The sequence below is a fragment of the Ginsengibacter sp. genome (genome assembly GCF_057362405.1).
On sequence record NZ_JBMQQG010000187.1, the window covers coordinates 1 to 19356 of the forward strand.

Annotated in this window: 16 protein-coding genes and 1 pseudogene; 15 read left to right on the forward strand and 2 right to left on the reverse strand. The window is 38.2% G+C overall.

Going from position 1 to position 19356, the window contains the following annotated elements:
* The 10 genes and pseudogenes from ACO1O5_RS16190 to ACO1O5_RS16235 form a co-directional block, all read left to right on the forward strand.
* A pseudogene (locus ACO1O5_RS16190) lies at nucleotides 1-426 on the forward strand (endo-polygalacturonase); the annotation flags it as partial.
* 220 nt (nucleotides 427-646) lie between these two features.
* On the forward strand, nucleotides 647-1849 hold the full coding sequence (locus ACO1O5_RS16195) for a glycoside hydrolase family 88 protein (protein ID WP_486272043.1): 1203 nt from the start codon (nucleotides 647-649) through the stop codon (nucleotides 1847-1849).
* Between the two features lie 113 nt (nucleotides 1850-1962).
* A complete protein-coding gene (locus tag ACO1O5_RS16200) occupies nucleotides 1963-3321 on the forward strand; it encodes a sugar porter family MFS transporter (protein ID WP_486272045.1) in 1359 nt (452 codons plus the stop codon).
* A 4-nt stretch (nucleotides 3322-3325) separates the two neighbouring features.
* Nucleotides 3326-4450 carry a serine hydrolase domain-containing protein gene (locus tag ACO1O5_RS16205; protein ID WP_486272047.1) on the forward strand — a complete coding sequence of 375 codons (1125 nt, stop codon included), beginning with the start codon at nucleotides 3326-3328 and terminating at the stop codon, nucleotides 4448-4450.
* Nucleotides 4443-6383 carry a glycoside hydrolase family 127 protein gene (locus ACO1O5_RS16210; protein WP_486272049.1) on the forward strand — a complete coding sequence of 647 codons (1941 nt, stop codon included), beginning with the start codon at nucleotides 4443-4445 and terminating at the stop codon, nucleotides 6381-6383. Before ACO1O5_RS16205 ends, ACO1O5_RS16210 begins: the two co-directional genes overlap by 8 nt.
* A gap of 100 nt (nucleotides 6384-6483) precedes the next feature.
* Complete coding sequence (locus ACO1O5_RS16215) at nucleotides 6484-8655, forward strand: TIM-barrel domain-containing protein (RefSeq protein ID WP_486272051.1); 2172 nt, start codon at nucleotides 6484-6486, stop codon at nucleotides 8653-8655.
* 34 nt (nucleotides 8656-8689) lie between these two features.
* Nucleotides 8690-9307, forward strand: coding sequence for a hypothetical protein (locus tag ACO1O5_RS16220; RefSeq protein WP_486272053.1), 618 nt, complete (start codon nucleotides 8690-8692; stop codon nucleotides 9305-9307).
* A 20-nt stretch (nucleotides 9308-9327) separates the two neighbouring features.
* On the forward strand, nucleotides 9328-9504 hold the full coding sequence (locus ACO1O5_RS16225) for a hypothetical protein (protein WP_486272055.1): 177 nt from the start codon (nucleotides 9328-9330) through the stop codon (nucleotides 9502-9504).
* A gap of 10 nt (nucleotides 9505-9514) precedes the next feature.
* On the forward strand, nucleotides 9515-11131 hold the full coding sequence (locus ACO1O5_RS16230; RefSeq protein WP_486272057.1) for a hypothetical protein: 1617 nt from the start codon (nucleotides 9515-9517) through the stop codon (nucleotides 11129-11131).
* 18 nt (nucleotides 11132-11149) lie between these two features.
* Nucleotides 11150-12118 carry a DUF4861 family protein gene (locus tag ACO1O5_RS16235; RefSeq protein ID WP_486272059.1) on the forward strand — a complete coding sequence of 323 codons (969 nt, stop codon included), beginning with the start codon at nucleotides 11150-11152 and terminating at the stop codon, nucleotides 12116-12118.
* Nucleotides 12119-12306: 188 nt separating this feature from the next.
* On the opposite strand, the gene ACO1O5_RS16240 is transcribed toward ACO1O5_RS16235, so the two are convergent.
* Nucleotides 12307-12822 carry a hypothetical protein gene (locus ACO1O5_RS16240; protein WP_486272060.1) on the reverse strand — a complete coding sequence of 172 codons (516 nt, stop codon included), beginning with the start codon at nucleotides 12820-12822 and terminating at the stop codon, nucleotides 12307-12309.
* 643 nt (nucleotides 12823-13465) lie between these two features.
* Nucleotides 13466-15358, reverse strand: coding sequence for a chloride channel protein (locus tag ACO1O5_RS16245; RefSeq protein ID WP_486272062.1), 1893 nt, complete (start codon nucleotides 15356-15358; stop codon nucleotides 13466-13468).
* A 130-nt stretch (nucleotides 15359-15488) separates the two neighbouring features.
* On the opposite strand from ACO1O5_RS16245, the gene ACO1O5_RS16250 reads away from it, so the two are divergent.
* From ACO1O5_RS16250 to ACO1O5_RS16270, 5 genes are all read left to right on the forward strand, one after another.
* Complete coding sequence (locus ACO1O5_RS16250; protein ID WP_486272064.1) at nucleotides 15489-16172, forward strand: Crp/Fnr family transcriptional regulator; 684 nt, start codon at nucleotides 15489-15491, stop codon at nucleotides 16170-16172.
* A 206-nt stretch (nucleotides 16173-16378) separates the two neighbouring features.
* On the forward strand, nucleotides 16379-17062 hold the full coding sequence (folE, locus tag ACO1O5_RS16255; protein WP_486272065.1) for a GTP cyclohydrolase I FolE: 684 nt from the start codon (nucleotides 16379-16381) through the stop codon (nucleotides 17060-17062).
* A gap of 154 nt (nucleotides 17063-17216) precedes the next feature.
* The gene (locus ACO1O5_RS16260; RefSeq protein ID WP_486272067.1) at nucleotides 17217-17747 is read left to right on the forward strand and encodes a GNAT family N-acetyltransferase; all 531 of its coding nucleotides are present in this window, start codon (nucleotides 17217-17219) and stop codon (nucleotides 17745-17747) included.
* A gap of 272 nt (nucleotides 17748-18019) precedes the next feature.
* Nucleotides 18020-18685, forward strand: a complete 666-nt coding sequence (locus tag ACO1O5_RS16265; RefSeq protein WP_486272069.1) for a sigma-70 family RNA polymerase sigma factor — start codon at nucleotides 18020-18022, stop codon at nucleotides 18683-18685.
* Between the two features lie 104 nt (nucleotides 18686-18789).
* Nucleotides 18790-19329, forward strand: a complete 540-nt coding sequence (locus ACO1O5_RS16270) for a DUF4142 domain-containing protein (protein WP_486272071.1) — start codon at nucleotides 18790-18792, stop codon at nucleotides 19327-19329.
* Nucleotides 19330-19356 lie beyond the last annotated feature (27 nt).

Here is a 19356-nt window from a genome sequence, read left to right on the forward strand (position 1 = left end):
GATATACTCGATCACAACGAGGCACAGATTGACTACCAGGGTTGCATGAGCATCGATGCGGGAGACAACAACCTCGTAAAGAATGTTCGCTTTGAGAATATCAGGGTAGAAGATTTCAGAAAGGGGCAATTGTTTAATGTACGGGTATTTTTCAATTCCAAGTATTGCACTTCACCTGGCAGAGGTGTAGAAAATGTGCTGTTTAAAAACATTGTTTACAATGGCCAACATGCTGCTATGTCGGTAATTGATGGATACAGTGATGATCGTATAGTGAAACACATTGTATTTGAAAACCTGGTTATCAATGGAAAGTTGTACTACGATGGTATGAAAGAGAAGCCGGTCTGGTATAAGACTAGCGACCTTGCCGGTATTTATGCAGGCAATCACGTAGAAGATATTATTTTCAAAAAAACTGAATAAGATGAAATATAGGCGGATACATTTTCTAATGCTGTTTCTGACCCTTGCAATTCACTATAGAGTTTTGGGAACTATGCCTCCGGCGGCAATACTTTATTCAATACCCTTTCTGGAACAGTTTACCTTGCGGGTGTTGAACGTAGCGGAGATGTGATCCGTAATTTATGCTAATATATGTAACTACCGGATTAGCGTATACGAAAAATTAAAATAAAATTAAATGAAACTACTATCAATTATCACATCGATTGCTTTAATGGTTATGGTCGGATGCACAACAGGCAATAAATTTGACGTAAACAAAAACCTGGATTACTGTGTGCAACAGGTAACAAAAACTGCCAACTCATTAAATAATTATGACAGCCTTCCAAGAAACATTGCCAATGGAAGTACACAATGGAGTATGGTTAATTATAAAGACTGGTGCAGCGGCTTCTGGCCGGGGATTTTATGGTACACTTATGAATTCACAAAGGATACTGCCTGGAAAAATAGAGCTCATAAATTTTCTAAAATTTTAACCCCGCTTGCGTATAATCCTGCAAACGATCACGATCTTGGTTTTCAGATGAACTGCAGTTTCGGAAATGGTTTTCGTTTAACTGAAGATACTTCATATAAAAAAATATTAATTGCGGCAGCAGATACATTAGCCACCCTGTTTAATCCAAAAGTAGGTACGATATTATCGTGGCCCCGCGAAGTGAAAAATCTCGGGGGTCACAATACAATTATCGACAACATGATTAACCTGGAGTTATTATTTTGGGCATCTAAAAATGGCGGAGGACAACGGTTATACGATATGGCAGTTAAGCATGCGGAGACAACGATGAAAAACCATTTTCGCCCTGATTACTCCTCTTACCATGTGGTTGTTTACGATACCCTAACCGGAAAGCCAATCAAAAAAATCACACACCAGGGATATGCCGATTCATCCATGTGGGCACGCGGACAGGCGTGGGCTGTTTATGGATTCACAATGGTGTATCGTGAAACCAAAGATCCAAAATTTCTTGACTTTGCAGAAAAGGTAGCCGAGAGGTATTTGAGAGATCTCCCGGATGATATGGTTCCTTATTGGGATTTTAATGCGCCTGATATTCCGAATGCACCGAAAGATGCTTCTGCGGCGGCAGTAACTGCTTCTGCTTTATTAGAATTGTCAACATTTGTTTCCGACAAAGCAAAAGCGACTGAGTATAGGAGTAAGGCGGAGAAAATGCTTGCATCCCTTTCTTCGGAAAAATACCAAAGCCGTAATGTGAATGATGCTTTTTTATTGCATTGCACAGGACATAAACCTGCCGGCAGTGAGATTGATGCATCCATTATTTATGGTGACTATTATTATATGGAAGCATTGCTAAGATCAAAGAAATTGAAAGAAGGAAAAAGCATTTATGATGCGTTATAGATCCGCAATGCATTGGTATAATTTAAATTTTAAGAGGTGATAAAAGTTAAGATGATAAATAATTTTGGCAAGACGAGGAATTAAATATAACGACAAACCATAAATGATTTACTATGCAAATTTCTACAGAGACATCTACACTTAATACACCAAAATCGGGTTACGTTATTCGTGTTTCGCTAATAGCCGCACTCGGAGGTTTTTTATTTGGTTTTGAAACAGCGGTTATTTCCGGCGCTGAAAAAACTATTCAGCAGTTGTGGTCGTTGAGCGCTTTTTGGCAGGGGTTTACAGTTGCTTCCAGCCTTATTGGTACCGTCATTGGTGCCATGGTAGCCGGGATACCTGCGCAGCGTTATGGAAGAAAAAAAGTATTGTCAATTATTGCCATCCTTTACTTGTTCTCGGCGATTGGCTGTGCAGTCACGCCAATTTGGTTGTTATTTATCATAGCCAGATTTTTTGGCGGCCTTGCAGTAGGCGCATCGTCGGTAGTTGGCCCAATGTATATTTCTGAAATTGCTCCTGCGAGCCAACGTGGAAGGCTTGCGGGCTCTTTTCAATTAATGATCGTTACAGGAATTTTTGTAGCTTATCTCACTAACTTCCTGTTTGTGAATATCGGTGAAGATTCATGGAGATGGATGCTGGGAATAATGGTAGTACCGGCTGCGTTATTTGCATTACTATTGAGAAGTATTCCCGAAAGCCCGCGTTGGCTGGTATTGAATAACCGTGATGAAGAAGCGAAGCTTATTTTTGCAAAAACCGGTGAGCATGATGCGCTTGCATTAATCCGTGAAGAACATGAACTGTCAAAAAAAGGAATAAAGGAAAGTTTATTCAATGGTAAATACAAAAAGCCCATTTTATATGCGATGCTCCTTGCAATGTTTAACCAACTGTCAGGCATAAACGCAATTTTATATTATGCGCCACGCATATTTGAAATGGCAGGTTTTTCAAAAGACCAGGCTTACCTGCAGCCAGTCTATATTGGCGCTGCCAACTTATTCTTTACCTTGCTTGCCATGACCATGATTGATAGATTTGGAAGGAAAACATTGCTTCTTATCGGCGCTGCCGGCATGATTGTATTTCTTGGTTTAACCGCTTATGCATTTAGTCATGGCGGTACAATGAGCACTAACGTATTAATTTATCTAATTGGATTTATTGCGTTCTTTGCCTTTTCACAAGGAGCCGTTATCTGGGTATTTATTTCAGAAATATTTCCTAACTCAGTTCGTTCGCAGGGCGGTTCATTAGGAAGTTTTACCCATTGGATAATGGCGGCTATCATATCATGGACGTTTCCCATAGTAGTGGAAGGCAGCCCCAATGGTGGTTTTTATTCATTTGTATTTTACAGCGCTATGATGTTGGTGTCATTGATTTTCATCTGGAAAGTAATGCCTGAAACAAAAGGACGAACATTAGAGCAAATTCAAAAAGATTTAGGAATACAATAAAATAATGAGGAAGAAATTTTCTCCATATAGTTATCGTTTATTTTGCGGCGCATTTTCCTGTTGCACATTTTTATTCATTTCATTTTCATCGCAGCAGTTATTAGCGCAAGAGTTACATAAAAAAAATAGCTACGATTTTTCATCTATTCAAAATAAAATTCAATCATGGATTGATAGCGGATATTATAACGGTGCTTCCATCATCATTGCAGAAAATAACAAGCCTGTATATGAAAAATATTTTGGCAGCTATAATACCAATAGTGTGGTTTTCATTGCTTCAGCAGGAAAATGGCTAGCGGCAGCAACGATCGCTGCTGTTGTTGATGAAGGCAAATTGAATTGGAGTGACAAAGTGAAAAAATGGTTGCCCGGGTTTAAGGATGTAAAAGGTGAAGCACCTTTAGCGCAGCTTTTATCACATACTGCCGGTTATCCTGATTACCAACCGAAAGATAAACCGATAGATATTTATCAATCTTTAAAAGAATCTGTGGCGCACATTGTCAATCTTCCAGCAGATACATTGCCGGGCACTATGTTTAAATACGGTGGTCTTGCAATGAATGTTGCTGGCCGCGTGGCTGAACTGGCAACAGGTAAAAACTGGGAAACTTTATTTGAAGAAAAAATAGCGATACCATTAGGAATGTTGCATACACATTTTACACCCGTTGATTCCGCAGGCGGACATGCACCAATGTTGGGCGGCGGGGCAAGAAGCACATTGCATGATTATGAACATTTTCTTTCTATGATTTACAATAATGGAATGTATCATGGAAAAAGAATTTTATCATACAAGGCAATACAAACCATGCAGGCAGATCATGTTGGAAATGCTCTTGTAAAGCCAGGTGAATTTGTTGAACACGTAAGAGGAAGTAAACGCAAAGATATTTATGGTTTAGGTGAATGGCGTGAGGAAGTAAATCACAATGGAGAGGCAACATTAATAAGCAGTCCCTCCTGGGCTGGCGCTTATCCCTGGATTGATAAAACGAATCATGTTTATGGATTTTTTCTTACTCATGTAACAGGATTTAAAAATGGCTTTTCCTCATTTTATACAAGTCCTGTATTAGAGATGATGGTGAGAGAAGTTATTAATAAAGCAAATCATGAATAACTATATAAAAAAACTGTTTGTCATGGTCATAATGTTGAATTGTTCAACATCAATATGTTCTGCACAATCACATTACCCGGGTCAGCATGCCGGAAAATTTGCATTAAAAGATGAACTGCAGCCCGCAGTTTATAGTTTTGATCTCGACGATGTTCATCTGCTCGATAGTCGCTTTAAACAGAACATGGAAAGAGAGCAGAGCTGGTTACTTTCCATAAATACCAAAAGTTTATTGCATAGTTTCTGTGTTAATGCTGGTATGTACGATGCCGATGAAGGTGGTTATGATGCAGTAGAAAAATTAGGTGGATGGGAATCCCTGGATTGTGAACTGCGTGGACATTCTACCGGGCACATCTTATCTGGCCTGGCACTTATGTACGCTTCCACGGGAAAGGAAATATATAAACTGAAAGCTGACACTATTGTATCTATACTTGCTAAAGTGCAGAAAACACTTAACCAGGACGGTTATCTCAGTGCTTTCCCGCAAGAGTTTATCAACCGGAATATAGAAGGTAAAAAAGTATGGGCGCCCTGGTATACACTGCATAAAATATTGGCCGGTTTAATTGACCAGTATCTTTATTGCAATAACCAGCAGGCGGTTGATATAGCAAAAGGCATGTCATCATGGGCGTATCAGAAATTGAAGCTCTTGAATGAAATGCAGCGTGAAGTAATGTTACGAAATGAATTTGGTGGCATTAATGAAACCTTCTATAATCTTTACGCTATCACCGGCAATGAACATGATAAATGGCTGGGCGATTTTTTTTATGACGATAAAATGCTTGATCCGCTAAAAGCTGATGAAGACATTCTGCAGGGCACTCATGCCAATACCTATATCCCCAAACTTATCGGCCTTACCCGTGATTATGAAATAGAAGATAAAACCGGAGAGGATTCCATTGCAAAATTTTTCTGGCAAACTGTCGTTTCGCATCATTCATTCGCAACCGGCAGCAATAGTGATAAGGAACATTTTTTTAAACCCGATGATATATCAGATCATTTAACGGGCTTTACAGGCGAAAGCTGCAATGTATATAACATGCTCAAACTTACCCGGCATCTTTATATTCACACAGGTAATATTAAATACGCCGACTATTATGAAAAAGCATTGTTCAATCACATACTCGGCCAGCAGGATCCTGCAACAGGAATGATCGCTTATTTTTTACCCATGCTGCCCGGTGCGCACAAAGTGTATAGTACGCCAGACAGTTCTTTCTGGTGCTGTGTGGGTACAGGTTTTGAGAACCAGGCAAAATATGGCGAGGCAATTTATTATCATACAAGCGATGCATTATTTGTGGATCTTTTTATCTCTTCAGAATTGCGATGGAGAGAGAAAGGTTTTAAGTTGAGACAGGAGACACAATTTCCTGACAATGCGAGAATGATGTATACAATCGATTCCGCCAATAATGTAAGCATGACCATCAACATTCGTTATCCTTCATGGGCAACTGAAGGTGTTACATTAAAAGTAAACGGGAAAGCTATAAAAGTTAAACAGGCATCCGATAGTTATATTGCTATTAACCGTAAATGGAAAACCGGCGACCGCATAGAAGTAAATTACGCGATGCATCTGCATACCATCCCTGCTAATAATGATCACGATCTTGTTGCCATAGCGTATGGCCCTATTGTTTTGGCAGGTGAAATGGGAACAGAGAATTTCACAGGCAGGGAGCCCTACTCTGATCCCACTAATCGCAATGACTATTACACTTACAATTATCATGTTCCGGGCAACATTGACACCACGCTTACGCTCGATACAAATCATATTGATCAATACATACAACCGGTAAAAGATAAACCGCTCTCTTTTAAAACTGTAAAAGAAGGAATGACATTAAAACCTTTATATGATATACATAGAGAGCGATACGTGGTGTATTGGCGGTTGAAATAAGTAAAGAGTAAACGCTAATATTTGTTTGAAAAACTATTTATAAAAAATTTGATTGCAGCAATTAGCCTGTTCTTCAAACGTCAAAACATATTTTATAATTATGGAAAGAAGAAAATTTATTAATAGACTTGGTGCCGTCTCGGGAATGATGATGGTTTCATCCGGTATTGCCGCTCAGCAATTGACGGATCATTTAGCAGATCCGGGAAATACAAATTTGCTGCCTGGCATATGGAAATTTACATTTGGAACACCGGAAAAAATAACGCCGCAGGGTACACGAAATGTGCCGCCTGATTACCAGGCTCTGCAGGACTTGCCCGAAGTAAATAAATGCCCTGTTGATATTAAGTTTGAAGTGAATAAACGCGGCACGATAGTTCATTTGCCGTTACAATCAGATGAATATTTATATGGACTGGGATTGCAATTTCAATCGTTTCAGCAAAGAGGATTAAAAAAGAAATTAAGAGTAAACGCCGATCCTATTATTGATTCCGGTGATTCCCATGCTCCTGTTCCCTTTTTTGTTTCTACTGCCGGATACGGCATATTTGTTGACACGGCCCGCTATGCCACTTTTTATATGGGTAATAAGAAAAAGAAAAGTGCTGTAAAAAAGGAATCGCTGAAAAAAGAAGGAACTGATGGATGGAATGCATTAAAAGGTCCTTATGAACGTATGGGATTTGGAACTGATAGTGAAATAATGGTAGAGGTGCCAAAAGCAAAGGGAGTGGATGTATATATATTTGGCGGGCCAACTTTATTAAATGTTATACAGCGCTATAATTTATTTTCGGGGGGAGGTGTTTTGCCTCCCCGTTGGGGCCTGGGTTTTTGGTACAGGGTTCAGTCGGATTTTACACAGGAGGAAGTAAAGAAGATGGGCGAATATTTTCGGAGTAGTAAAATACCTTGTGATGTATTGGGACTGGAACCGCATTGGCAATCGCATTCTTATTCCTGTTCTTATGTATGGAGCGATAAATTTCCTGATCCCGCCCGGATGATTAAAGATTTAAAAGCAGATCATTTCCGGGTTAACTTATGGGAACATGCCTTTGTACATTCCTTGTCACCCATCCACGATGATCTGATTCCTTATTCCGGGGATTACCTGGTTTGGGATGGGTTGGTTCCTGATTTCATTCAAAAGGAAACGAGGAAAATTTATGGAGCCTTTCATAAAAAAGAGCATGTGGATATAGGTGTGTCAGGATATAAAGCAGATGAATGTGATAATTCTGATTTTACCGGTAACTGGTCATTTCCGGAGTTAAGTAAATTTCCTTCCGGCGCGGATGGAGAACAAACGCATAGCTTATTTGGTTTACGTTACCAGGATACATTAGTAGAGGTTTTTAATCAAAAGAAAGAACGCACGTATGGATTGGTTCGGTCATCCGGTGCATTGGCTGCGCCTTACCCTTTTGTTTTATATAGCGATTTATATAATCATAAAACGTACATACATGCCGTGGCACAATCATCTTTTAGTGGTTTGCTTTGGACGCCCGAAGTAAGAGACGCCAAAAGTAATGAAGACCTCATCAGGAGATTACAATCTGTTATTTTTTCGCCATTGGCAATGATCAATGCGTGGTATCTGAAGAATGCACCATGGAAACAAATTGAACGCAAGGCCAATAACGAAGGGCATTTTGCAGACAATTGGCAAGAACTCGAAGCGCAATGCAGGGAAATAATTGAGCTGCGAATGAAACTAATTCCTTACCTGCACGCAGCATTTGTTCGTTATAAAAAAGAAGGAATTCCACCCTTCAAGGCGTTAGTGATCAATTACCCCGATGATCCGGCAGTTCGAAATATCAGCAACCAATTTTTGGTAGGAGATAATATGATTGTTGCGCCGGTTGTTGAAGGCGAGAAGAACAGGAAAGTTTATTTACCCGAAGGCAATTGGTTTGACTTCTGGTCGCACGAGAAGTATGCGGGTAAAAAAGAATATGCGATAGATGTTCCATTAAACAAAATACCATTGTTCATAAAAGCAGGTACAATCTTGCCTCTGGCTAAACCGACACTGCATACCGAAGATCCTGATAGCTGGAATCTTATGGCATTGGTTTTTGGAAGAAATGAAAAGCCTGAAGTGTTATATGAAGAAGTCGGAGAATATAAACCTACGTTAAACAAGGTAGAAATTGCCTGGGATAATGATTTGAAAAAGGGTGATTTAATGAGAGATAAAGCAACAGCAGTTTCTGCAAATCAATATTCGGTTGTTGACTGGCAATTTATTGATTAGGCAGGATCTTTTGAATGCACCGAAAAAAATAATTATGAAAAAAAATAACTATTATCAAAAGGTGGAAAATAATCACTTTGAGTCCACTATTTATTTTTCATCGCTTAACCCATCACCTGGTGCTCTCACACATTCCCGCAAATCATCAGCAATAAGAACTTTTATAATGGCTGGTATTTTGGTTATAAGTATTAACCAGGTTCTTGCCCAGAAACAACATCCTTATCTTTTCTATACAACTCAGCGGGTAAATCTTTTAAAAGAAAGAATTAAGACGGATACATTAATGGCGGCTAATTGGAATGCATTAAAACAACGATGCGACAACTGGCTGCAACGACCTGCGGGCGGCAATATGGAACAACTGGCACTAGCCTATAATGTAACAAAAGATGATCGTTATGCAGCAAGAGCAAAAGCATTGCTTATGGAGGTGGTGAATAAGAAAGAATGGGATGGTATGGATGATAGAACGCCACGTTGGAATGCAGGTCTCGGTACCAGTCATACTAACTGGATCGCATCGGTAACATTTGACGCAATCTATAGTTCATTGAGTAAAGATAACGCTGACAGAACGATCATTCACAGCTTTCATCGTATTTCATCAGTAATGGAAATTACCTGCGCAGGAATGGTACTGTTGTATTAAGCTCTTTATCGGAAGTTTTTATGTATGCTGAAAAGGAGGGCAAAAAAATGCATGTGCAATTGCAGGGCGAGCCCTTAATTGAAGCATCGCTTGCACCGGGCAATATTAATAGTCTTACGGTTAATGATAAACCGGCTTCAATAAAATATGATAAGGATAAAATGTTGTTGATCAATATTGATAATACAAAGCAATAAGAACCATCTGATGCATCAAAGAAAAAATTATAAACATGTCCTGGCTTTACTGGTTCTGTTGTTGGTGTTTTATAATTCATCTGCGCAAAAATCTCCTTACGATGCAGTATACCAATATAAGGTTCCCGTTGGTACGAGAACAGCCTATTTGTGGATACCGCCTAAATGCACTTATGTACGAGGCATCATCTTTGCCGCGGAAAATGCGTTGGAGCGCAACTGGATGGAATCGCCTGTTGTACGCAAAACTGCTGCCGAAGAAAACCTGGCTATGGTCTGGCTGGCAGATGGTGAGCAATCGGTAATTACATATGAAATGAAGCAGGAAGCTGCGGCTTTGATGGATACAATGTTCAGGGACCTTGCTGTTGTTTCAGGGTATAGTGAAATTGAAAATGCCCCGTTGATTGTTACCGGTCACTCCTGGAATGGCCGTATGACGTGGAATTATCCAGCGCAAAGACCTGGTCGTGTAATTGCCGCTGTGCCAATAAGAACCTATCCAATGCCTGATACCGTCGCCTTTAAAAATATACCCTTGTTATATATTGTTGGGCAGACTTCTGAGTTGCCTGAATACAATGATGGCCGCTCGGGCGACCGTGATTTTTTCTGGCCTGTAGTAAGAAAAACTACCGCTGCACTACGAAACAAGAGTGAAGATAATCTAATTGGAGCAGCATTCAATCATGGCGGATGCCACATGGATTGGACAGATGACCAATCGGAATTCTTATCCCTTTTTATTCATAAAGCCTGTAAGTACCGGCTTCCCAATGACAAGCCAGCTAACGGTAAAGTGATATTAAAAAGCATTAAGCCTGAAGATGGCTGGCTTACAGATACGGGTGGCCTTACACCTGATCATTTTCATACCGCGCCATACCTTCAATACAAAGGCGATCCGCATCATGCCTATTGGTTCTTTGATGGCGAGATGGCAAAAGCCGCGGTAGCTTTTAACGGCTACAGGTATCCGAAGGAGAAACAGATGCTGACCTTCGTGCAGCATGGTGACACACTTCCGGTAGAAAGAAATGGTTACGTTCATCTTAAATGGTTGCCCGAAAAAGATGGAGTAACATTTCATGTGCATGGTGGTTTCCTTCACCAGGTTCCCGGAGGATTAATTGATTCAGGGAAAGCGCTAAATCATGCGAATGGTAAAATAAAATTATACCATGTAATGGGCCCGGCTGTTCAGGTGAATGACACCACATTTAAGATTCAATTTGACAGGCAACAACCGCGAAACGTAATGATAATGGCCGACCAGCCGGGTAATGTTTCATTCAGAAGAGCAGTGCAGCCCGCAACACTTTCAGTTCATTATCAATTTACAAATGGCAAAGAGCAGCAAATTAATTTTCCTTTTATAAAAAATCAGAAAGCAGGCATAAAGCAGCTAAAGTTACATGCTATTGCAAGTTCAGGTCTGCCCATTCAATATTATATAATGTCAGGACCTGCAATTATCGATGGAGATAAGATTGTTTTAACGGAGATACCTAAACGCAGTAAATATCCGGTAAGGATAGCCGTTGTTGCGTGCCAAATAGGGAGCTCGATAGAACCGTTCTATCAAAGTGCAAGGCCTGTAGCAAGAAATTTTTATATAGAAAAGTAAATATGTTAAAAATAAATTATGATTAAACTCAAATCCCTGCTGATTATTACTCCCATCTTTTTTTGTTTGTCGCAATGTAAAAATCATTCTGATTCAGAAATAACGTTGGTAAATCCCAATAACCTTATCCGTAATGACGAATTGATAGTATTAACAAGGGATATGCTGCAGAAAAAAATTAGAAATATTCCTGATGGGAAATTTATCTCGGTAAAAACAAGTGATGATAAAAAGGAAATTGTTCAGTTTGATGATTTGGATGGTGATGGAAACTGGGATGAAGCGACATTTCTTTATTCATTTGCGCCATTTGATAAAGTTTCTCTTATGCTTGGTATATCCGATGAAGGAACGCCAAAAGGCGCCGTAGTTCTGGCTCACGTAAGGGTGCGTAAAAAAAATGCAGATGATAGTTTTGGACCGACAATTACAAAAGATACGATGCCCGTAAAAAATCCGCCGACTGATTTTAGCATGCATCCGCTGCCGCCTTACCTAACGGAAGGCCCCGCATGGGAAAACGATAAAGTGGCGTTTCGTTTATACTTTGATACCAGGAACGGGAAAGATATTTATGGTAAAAGAGTATGCAGGATGGTAATGGATAGCGTGGGAACTAAAGTTGAACCCTCGTACCATAACCTTGCAGATTGGGGAATGGATATATTGCATGTCGGCAATTCCTTAGGCGCTGGCGCCATTGCGATACTGGCGAAAGATGCAAATGGAAAAGACACATTAATTCGTGTAGGCGGCACCGGTATCAAAAGTGAAACCTATAAAGAAATAGCGGATGGCCCCGTTCGTGCTATATTCTCAATAAAATATTCATGGGAAATTAATAATAAGCCAATTCAAATAGAGGAACTGACGAGCATTTGGGGAAGACAGTATTTTTATGAAGATAAAGTGACTGTTAGCGGCGCACCGCCATCGTTTCAACTCGTAAAGGAAAAGAAAGCTATAAAAGAGCCTAAAGATATGTAGGTGCTTTTGAACCCGTGAGATAAACGGTAAAATAATAATGAGCCTTGGCTATTTAGACGTTGCTGTATAAATAAATCACGACAAGCTTATCACAGGGCCCATTACAAAAATTGAACAAAACAGACTCCATCGCCTTTTATTCAATTTAAAAAGTGTCCAGGTAATTAAACAGAGTTTGTTGTGACTTCCTACGCAATCATTTTTACTTGTGATGCAGAAACGGCAATTTTATCATTGAGCATCTTACACCATTTTTCCACTAGCTGAAGTTCTCCAGTTAATGTCGGGCTGCTATAATCTGCGTTATAAAATTCTAATATTGTATCTGCTTTGCGTTTGTCCCGGTGTTCAAATACCAATTCAAGTTTGTCAATGATTTTAAAGATGCCATCTTCATTTCTTCCGTTTCTGGTTGCGGTTATCACATAGCACCTTTGAATTTCATGCAAAGTTGCCAGTTGATGGGTTTCTATATCGTTCACTTTTTTTACAAAAAGAACCAGATTGGTGTCATTGTCTATTCCGATCGCCGCATGCGTTAAAAAGTCGTAATTAGAGAGCTTGCCATTATTTTTATATACCATTTCTAAAAGTGTTCGTAAAAATTGTTTTTCTCGTTTCTTGCTGTTTCTGCCCATTATTACAAATGGTGCGGAGCAAACGAGTATAAATAGTATTGCGATAATTATTGTTCCTGAATCCATTTTATTTTTTTATTTTTTTAATAATACATTTTCGCGACAGGCATAAAAATAAATTTCACACCTCCAAAAAAGGAAATACAATTGCCTTGTTATTATCAAGGCATAAATAAAAATGGATTACCAGAAATGATGGAACGGATATATAAAGTCGGTTTGTTTTAACCGGATCAATAAATTTTGCGCGTAAAAGTTGTACTGTGAAATTGCACTCAAATACAATTTCTGTGTTGCTTTGGCGCAGGCCGCAAATTCGCTCAAAGAGTTTTTTAAAGAAGGAACGGGTATATGGCTACCTGCAAATACCGAACTCTCCGTTGGGGCTGTGTGGCAAAATAATTTTGGTGAAACTTCAGATTTATGAAGTTGGTTTTCTGAAGTTTTAAGTGGCGAAAAAAAAACGCTGGAACTAAAAGCATTGCTGCTGTATATGCTAATAGCAAAGCAATACAGGAGTAAAATGCCCGACACAGCTATGATTTTTAATGATTTTTTCACGGCGCAAAAATATGATTTTCAAAGGAACAAATCCTTACTGAAAAATGACGCAGACATGAATCCTCAAGATTTATATAATCTTTAATAGCTGTTGTAGACAGATTATCTTATTTCAATTCACTATTGATCCTGACCTAAGGCGAAAACATTATTCTGTATTAGTTTTCCAGTTAGCAATCATTCGTTGTCCCCGAACCAACATTTTTAAGCCTCTTCTCTTCAATGAAATATCCGGGCTTTTTTCTGTGTGTTCATCTATACTTTGTCTATAGCTGGCGATAATATTTTGATAGGATAATGTGCCAATTACATTGCTGCTTTCTTTAGACACAACAGGTAATACGTCTATATTTTCTTTGGCCATTAATTCCACTGCCGTCCGCAAGCTGTCATCGATATAAACTGAAATATTTTTGCGTTTGATTAGTTCCCCTATCGGAGTTTCTGCTTTATGAATTTTATTGAATAAATTAGATGAACTTAAAATGCCTTTGTACTCACCATTTTCATTTGAAACTATAAAATAATTGCGGTTATATTCCGGTTCATCATTAAGCCAGTCCAATACTTCGCTGATATTATTATCCCCGCTGATAATTAATCCATTTTTCTCCATTACCTGTTCAACAGGAATTTTTTCTAAAATATCCGGTTCATAAGAATCAGGAGTTTTTACGCCACGCCGAGAAATTTTTTCGGTCATTATGGTGCTTTCCATTAGGAAATAGGAGACAATGTAAGATGCTCCGCAAGTGGCTAACAGGGGTAATAATGCATTTGATTGGCCTGTTGTTTCAAGAGCAAAGATGATAGAGGTTAAAAAAGCCCTTGATGCGCCGGCAAATAAAGCAGACATGCCAACTAATGCGGCCAATGGCAACGTGACACCGGATGTAGGAAAGAGATAAAGAATCAGGCTACCTAATAATATGCCGGCAGCTCCTCCTATCGTGAACAAGGGGGCAAGCGTTCCGCCAGATGTGCCGCTTCCTAATGCAATGGCCCAGGAAATAAATTTAAGGACGCATAAATTCAACACTATACGCATTGTCATGTTGACTGAAAGCAGGTCGGTAATGTTGACGTATCCAACACCGAGTGTACGGGGAGCAAAATATCCGATTATACCAACTACCAGTCCTCCAATGGCAGGCCACCACATCCAATGTACAGGAAGCTTTTCAAAACCGTCTTCAATCAGGTAGACAATTTTTGTAACGCCTATCGAGAGAAAGCCGATTACGATACCCATTATACTATAAGCAACCAATGAAGTATTAGCTGGCGTTTCAATAATTTTATTTACTGCGAAAACCGGCCCTGTACCAAACAGCAAGTGATGGCCGGCCGCACCAGTAATACAGGCTAAGGCAACAGGAATTATAGAACGGGGAGAAAATTCAAACAATAAAAGTTCAATGGCCAAAAAAATAGCGGAAACAGGGCTTCCAAAAATTGCCGCCATACCAGCTGTTGAACCCGCAGCCAATAATATTTTTCTTTCGTTATGGGTTATTTTTAATAATTGCCCTAACGTGCTGCCTAATGCGCCTCCCGTTGCAATGATGGGACCTTCGGCACCAAATGGTCCACCAGTACCAATGGCAATAGCAGATGAAATTGGTTTTAAATAAGTAATCGTTGGCTTGATTTTACTTTGATTGGTTAATATTTGTTCCATTGCTTCAGGAATGCCATGTCCGCGTATTGCTTTGGAACCATATAAAGCCATAAGCCCAACAATAATTCCTCCAACTACGGGGACAATAATTACGCCTATGCCAAGTAAATTGTTTACAGGAGTTGAATGAGCCATAGACCAGTTTCCATAAAAAGAAATATTGGTAACCAGGTTAATTAAATAAATGAGAAATTTGGCAATAAAGCTGATACAAATTGCTACTAATACAGATAACGCGGATATAGTAAGCAATCTCTGCTTATGTACTGATGCAGGCGGAATAATATTTTCAGCATCAAGAGTTGGTTGTAATGAAATTGAAATCGGGATTCCATTTTCGGGTCTTTCATTTTTTTTCATGAATTAATTCTAATCTTATCAAAAAGCAAAAATATGATATATATCATATTTTGTATCTATTTTTAAGTAATAAATATTTAGACGATAACATATAGATTGAATAAACACAAAAAAAGGATGTTCTTACAATATGAAAAAAGCTCATAATAGTTGCAATTTGAAAACATGCTTCCTGTGCAGGAATAGTTTGAAACATTGGTTGCCTGCAATACAAACGAATAAGCAAAATTTTCAGTTTAAAAAAGGGCAAAAAATTTTTGAAGAAGGAAGTATAGTAAAAGGAATCTATTTTTTATTTAAGGGAAATGTAAAGGTGCACAGGAAATGGGGGAAGGAGAAGCAACTCATTTTGCATTTTGCAAGAGAAGGCGATATAATTGGCTATCGTGGTCTGGGAAATCAAAAAGTATATCCCGTGTCCGCAACTGCTTTGGGAGAAGTGACACTCTGTTTTATAGATATCTCTTTTTTTGAGATTACCTTACAGACAAATCCACAGCTTACTTATACGCTCATGCAATTTTACGCGAATGAGCTGCAACACGCGGAGAGAAGAATTGGAAATCTTGTCCACTTCGATGTGAAATCTCGTGTTGCAGAAACACTGCTAATGTTGAAAAAAGATTTTGGTGAAAACGGAGAAGGATACATAAATATCACATTAACGAAACAGGACTTGGCTTCTTATGCAGGAACTACTTACGAAACTTTCTTCAGGATGATTACAGAACTGGAAAAAGAAAAAATTGTTCGTTTAACCGGAAAAGATGTTGCGATTTTAAAAGAAAAAAAACTGAAAAAATTAATTGAATAGAACAGGATATTTTCTAATCACTTTCTAATGTTACTTTAATACCAAACTAATTAAGGCACTATAATTTTGACGAGAGTAATAAAAATTTTGCAGAACCAACCCTTGCAGCAATCTGCAAAGAAATTTTCTGACTTATAGTTTGTAACCCTTCTTCAGTTCATTTACTCTAACGTTATAAAATACATTAATAAAATTAATTGAAACTCATGAAGCAAAATGGAAATACATTTTCAGGGCATCTTAATGGAATTGAATTAAAAAAAATCAACGGAAATATACCTGGCAGTCCGATTGAAAGATTACAGCACACAAATACGGATATCCTGGATGATGAAACCAAAATAAAATTCATTCGTGAACATTTTAAGCAAATAATGGTTTTATTAGGTCTTGATATAAATGATGATAGCCTCAGGAATACGCCTGAACGGGTTGCCAGGATGTATGTCAAAGAAATATTTAGCGGTTTAAATACTGAAAACAAACCGGGCATTACGCTTTTTGAAAATAAGTACAATTATAATGGAATGCTTGTTGAAAAAAATATTACTGTTTATACATATTGCGAACATCATTTTGTTCCAATTATAGGCAAAGCGCATGTTGCTTATTACTCCACCGGAAAAGTTATCGGGCTTTCTAAAATTAATCGAACAGTGGAATATTATTCTAAAAGACCGCAGGTGCAGGAACGTCTTACAAATGAAATTGCGGAAGAATTAAAAGCGGTGCTGCAGACTGATGATGTTGCGGTTGTTATTGATGCAGTGCATTTTTGTGTTTCTTCAAGGGGAGTGAGAGATACAAACAGCAGTACCATAACCTCTTTTTTCGGAGGTAAGTTCTTACTGCCCGATGTAAAAAGTGAATTCCTGGATATGATTGATTAAGAAGAAGTAATTTCAAAACATATTTGGAGCGGCTTAAACACATACCAGCAATTTACGGAAGGATAGTAACGCGTTGCAAAATAAAAATCAAATTGATTGAAAATATCACTACTGTAATCGTGAAGTATAGCATCTGTAAAAAAATAATATTACGTTGAACAATAATCCCATTATAAGGCTCATAAAAACCGCTGATATCAGCCAGGTATTGGAAATTTACAAACCCATTGTTACGTTAACTACCATAACACCCGAGTATGAAATCCTGGACCCGACAGAGGTTTCAAAAAAAATTAAAAAAATAGCTGCTTATTACCCCGTTTTGGTTTGTGAAATGAATGATATAATTATTGGCTACACTTTTGCTAACAGGTTCAGGCTGGCCCAGGGTCATCAATGGTCAGCAGCAACAAGTATTTATATTGTCTCAGGCTATTATGCTAAAGGAGTTGCAAAAACCCTTTATCAGACACTATTCAAGATACTTAAACTTCAGAATTTAATCAACGTATTTGCCGGGGTAGTTCTGCCTAACGCTAAAAGCGAAGTATTTCATAAAAACCTGGGCTTTCAGGAGGTAGGCATTTTTGAAAAAGGCATTTATAAACTTGGGAACTGGCACGATGTAAAATGGTTGCAGCTATCCCTTAAAGAACATTCTAAAAACCCATTATTTCCAAAGTAAATTAAAGAAGTGATGCATACAACGACGTTCGCGGCTATTTTGAAACAAGCTAATATCGAAAACTTAAATAAACAAATTTAATTATGCGACCAGGAACTATTGATGGATATAGAACTAGAATTGGTGAATTTCCATGATATTTCAGAGATTAGAATTTATTTGTCTGATAGTCAAAATTTGTTTTTCTGTAACCTTTCTGCTGCTTACTCACTCTAATAGGTTTTGATGAGTCTATTAACGAAAAAAGTATTTCAAAGACAAAACATTATTTTATGAATTACGCTACTGTTTATAAGAATATTGAGCAATACCCTGACCCCGTGGTTATTCAGGAGATTTTATTAGGAAATAAGGCATTGTTTGAGATTTTAATCCGGCGGTATAATCCTGTTCTTTATAAAACAGGTAGAGGTTATGGGTATAATCATCAGGATACTGAAGACTTAATGCAGGAAGCATTTATTAACGGCTTTCAAAATCTTTCTAAGTTTGAAAATCGTTCTTCTTTTAAGACATGGATTATAAGAATAATGCTGAACCTATGTTATCATAAATCTCAAAAACTCAGTTTTCGAAATAAGCCCACTGTAGAAATATCAGTTAACCAAAATTCCGGAGCAATGTTTCTGACTACCAAAAATAGCAACCCCGACAGATCTGTTGTTAATAAAGAATTGAAAAATGTTATTGAGACTGCGCTCAAAAATTTACCTGAAGATTACAGGATGACTTTTACGCTGCGGGAACTAACCGGATTAAGTGTAGCCGAAACTGCTGAATTATTAAACATTACAACAGCAAATGTAAAAGTGCGCCTGAACCGTGCTAAAATGATGCTGCGAAAAGAAATAGAAAAAATATATTCTCCTGAAGACATCTACGAATTCAATCTCATCTATTGTGATAAAATAGTAGATAACGTTATGAAAAAAATATGATGCCGCCGGGTGTCAGCTTTCTTTTATCACCTCTTATTTTATTGTAACCTTTCCTTCTTTCGGATACTCTAACTGGTTATAAAATAAATTAAACTTTAAAAATTATGAAACAATTTATGAAGCCTTTTATGGCCGCGATGGTCATAGGCATGTTAACTACCGATAATGCATACTCGCAATCTGCTACCTCTAAATTATCCGATCCTGAAATAGCTTCTGTAGCGGTAGTCGCTAATCAAATAGATGTGAATTATGCAAATATTGCAAAAGTAAAATCTAAAAGTGCGTATGCATTGAAATTTGCTCAAACCATGAGCGATGACCACACTGCCGTAATTAAACAGGCCGTAGCATTGGTTACTAAATTAGGAGTTACTCCAAAAGATAATGCAGTAAGCCAAAAGCTTTTGTCTGATGCAGAAAAAACAAAAAAACAGTTGAATTCAAAATCCGGGAAAGCCTTTGATAAAGCTTATATAGATAATGAAGTTGCCTATCATAAAGCCGTTATCGACGCTGTCGAAAATTTGCTGATACCGCAAAGCCAAAATGCAGAATTAAAAAAATTATTGCAGGATGTACTCCCAACACTTAAAGCGCATTTAGCCCATGCTGAAATGGTACAAAAGGAGTTTGCAAAATAATGAAGACAAGTTTAAAATGGAGAGAAA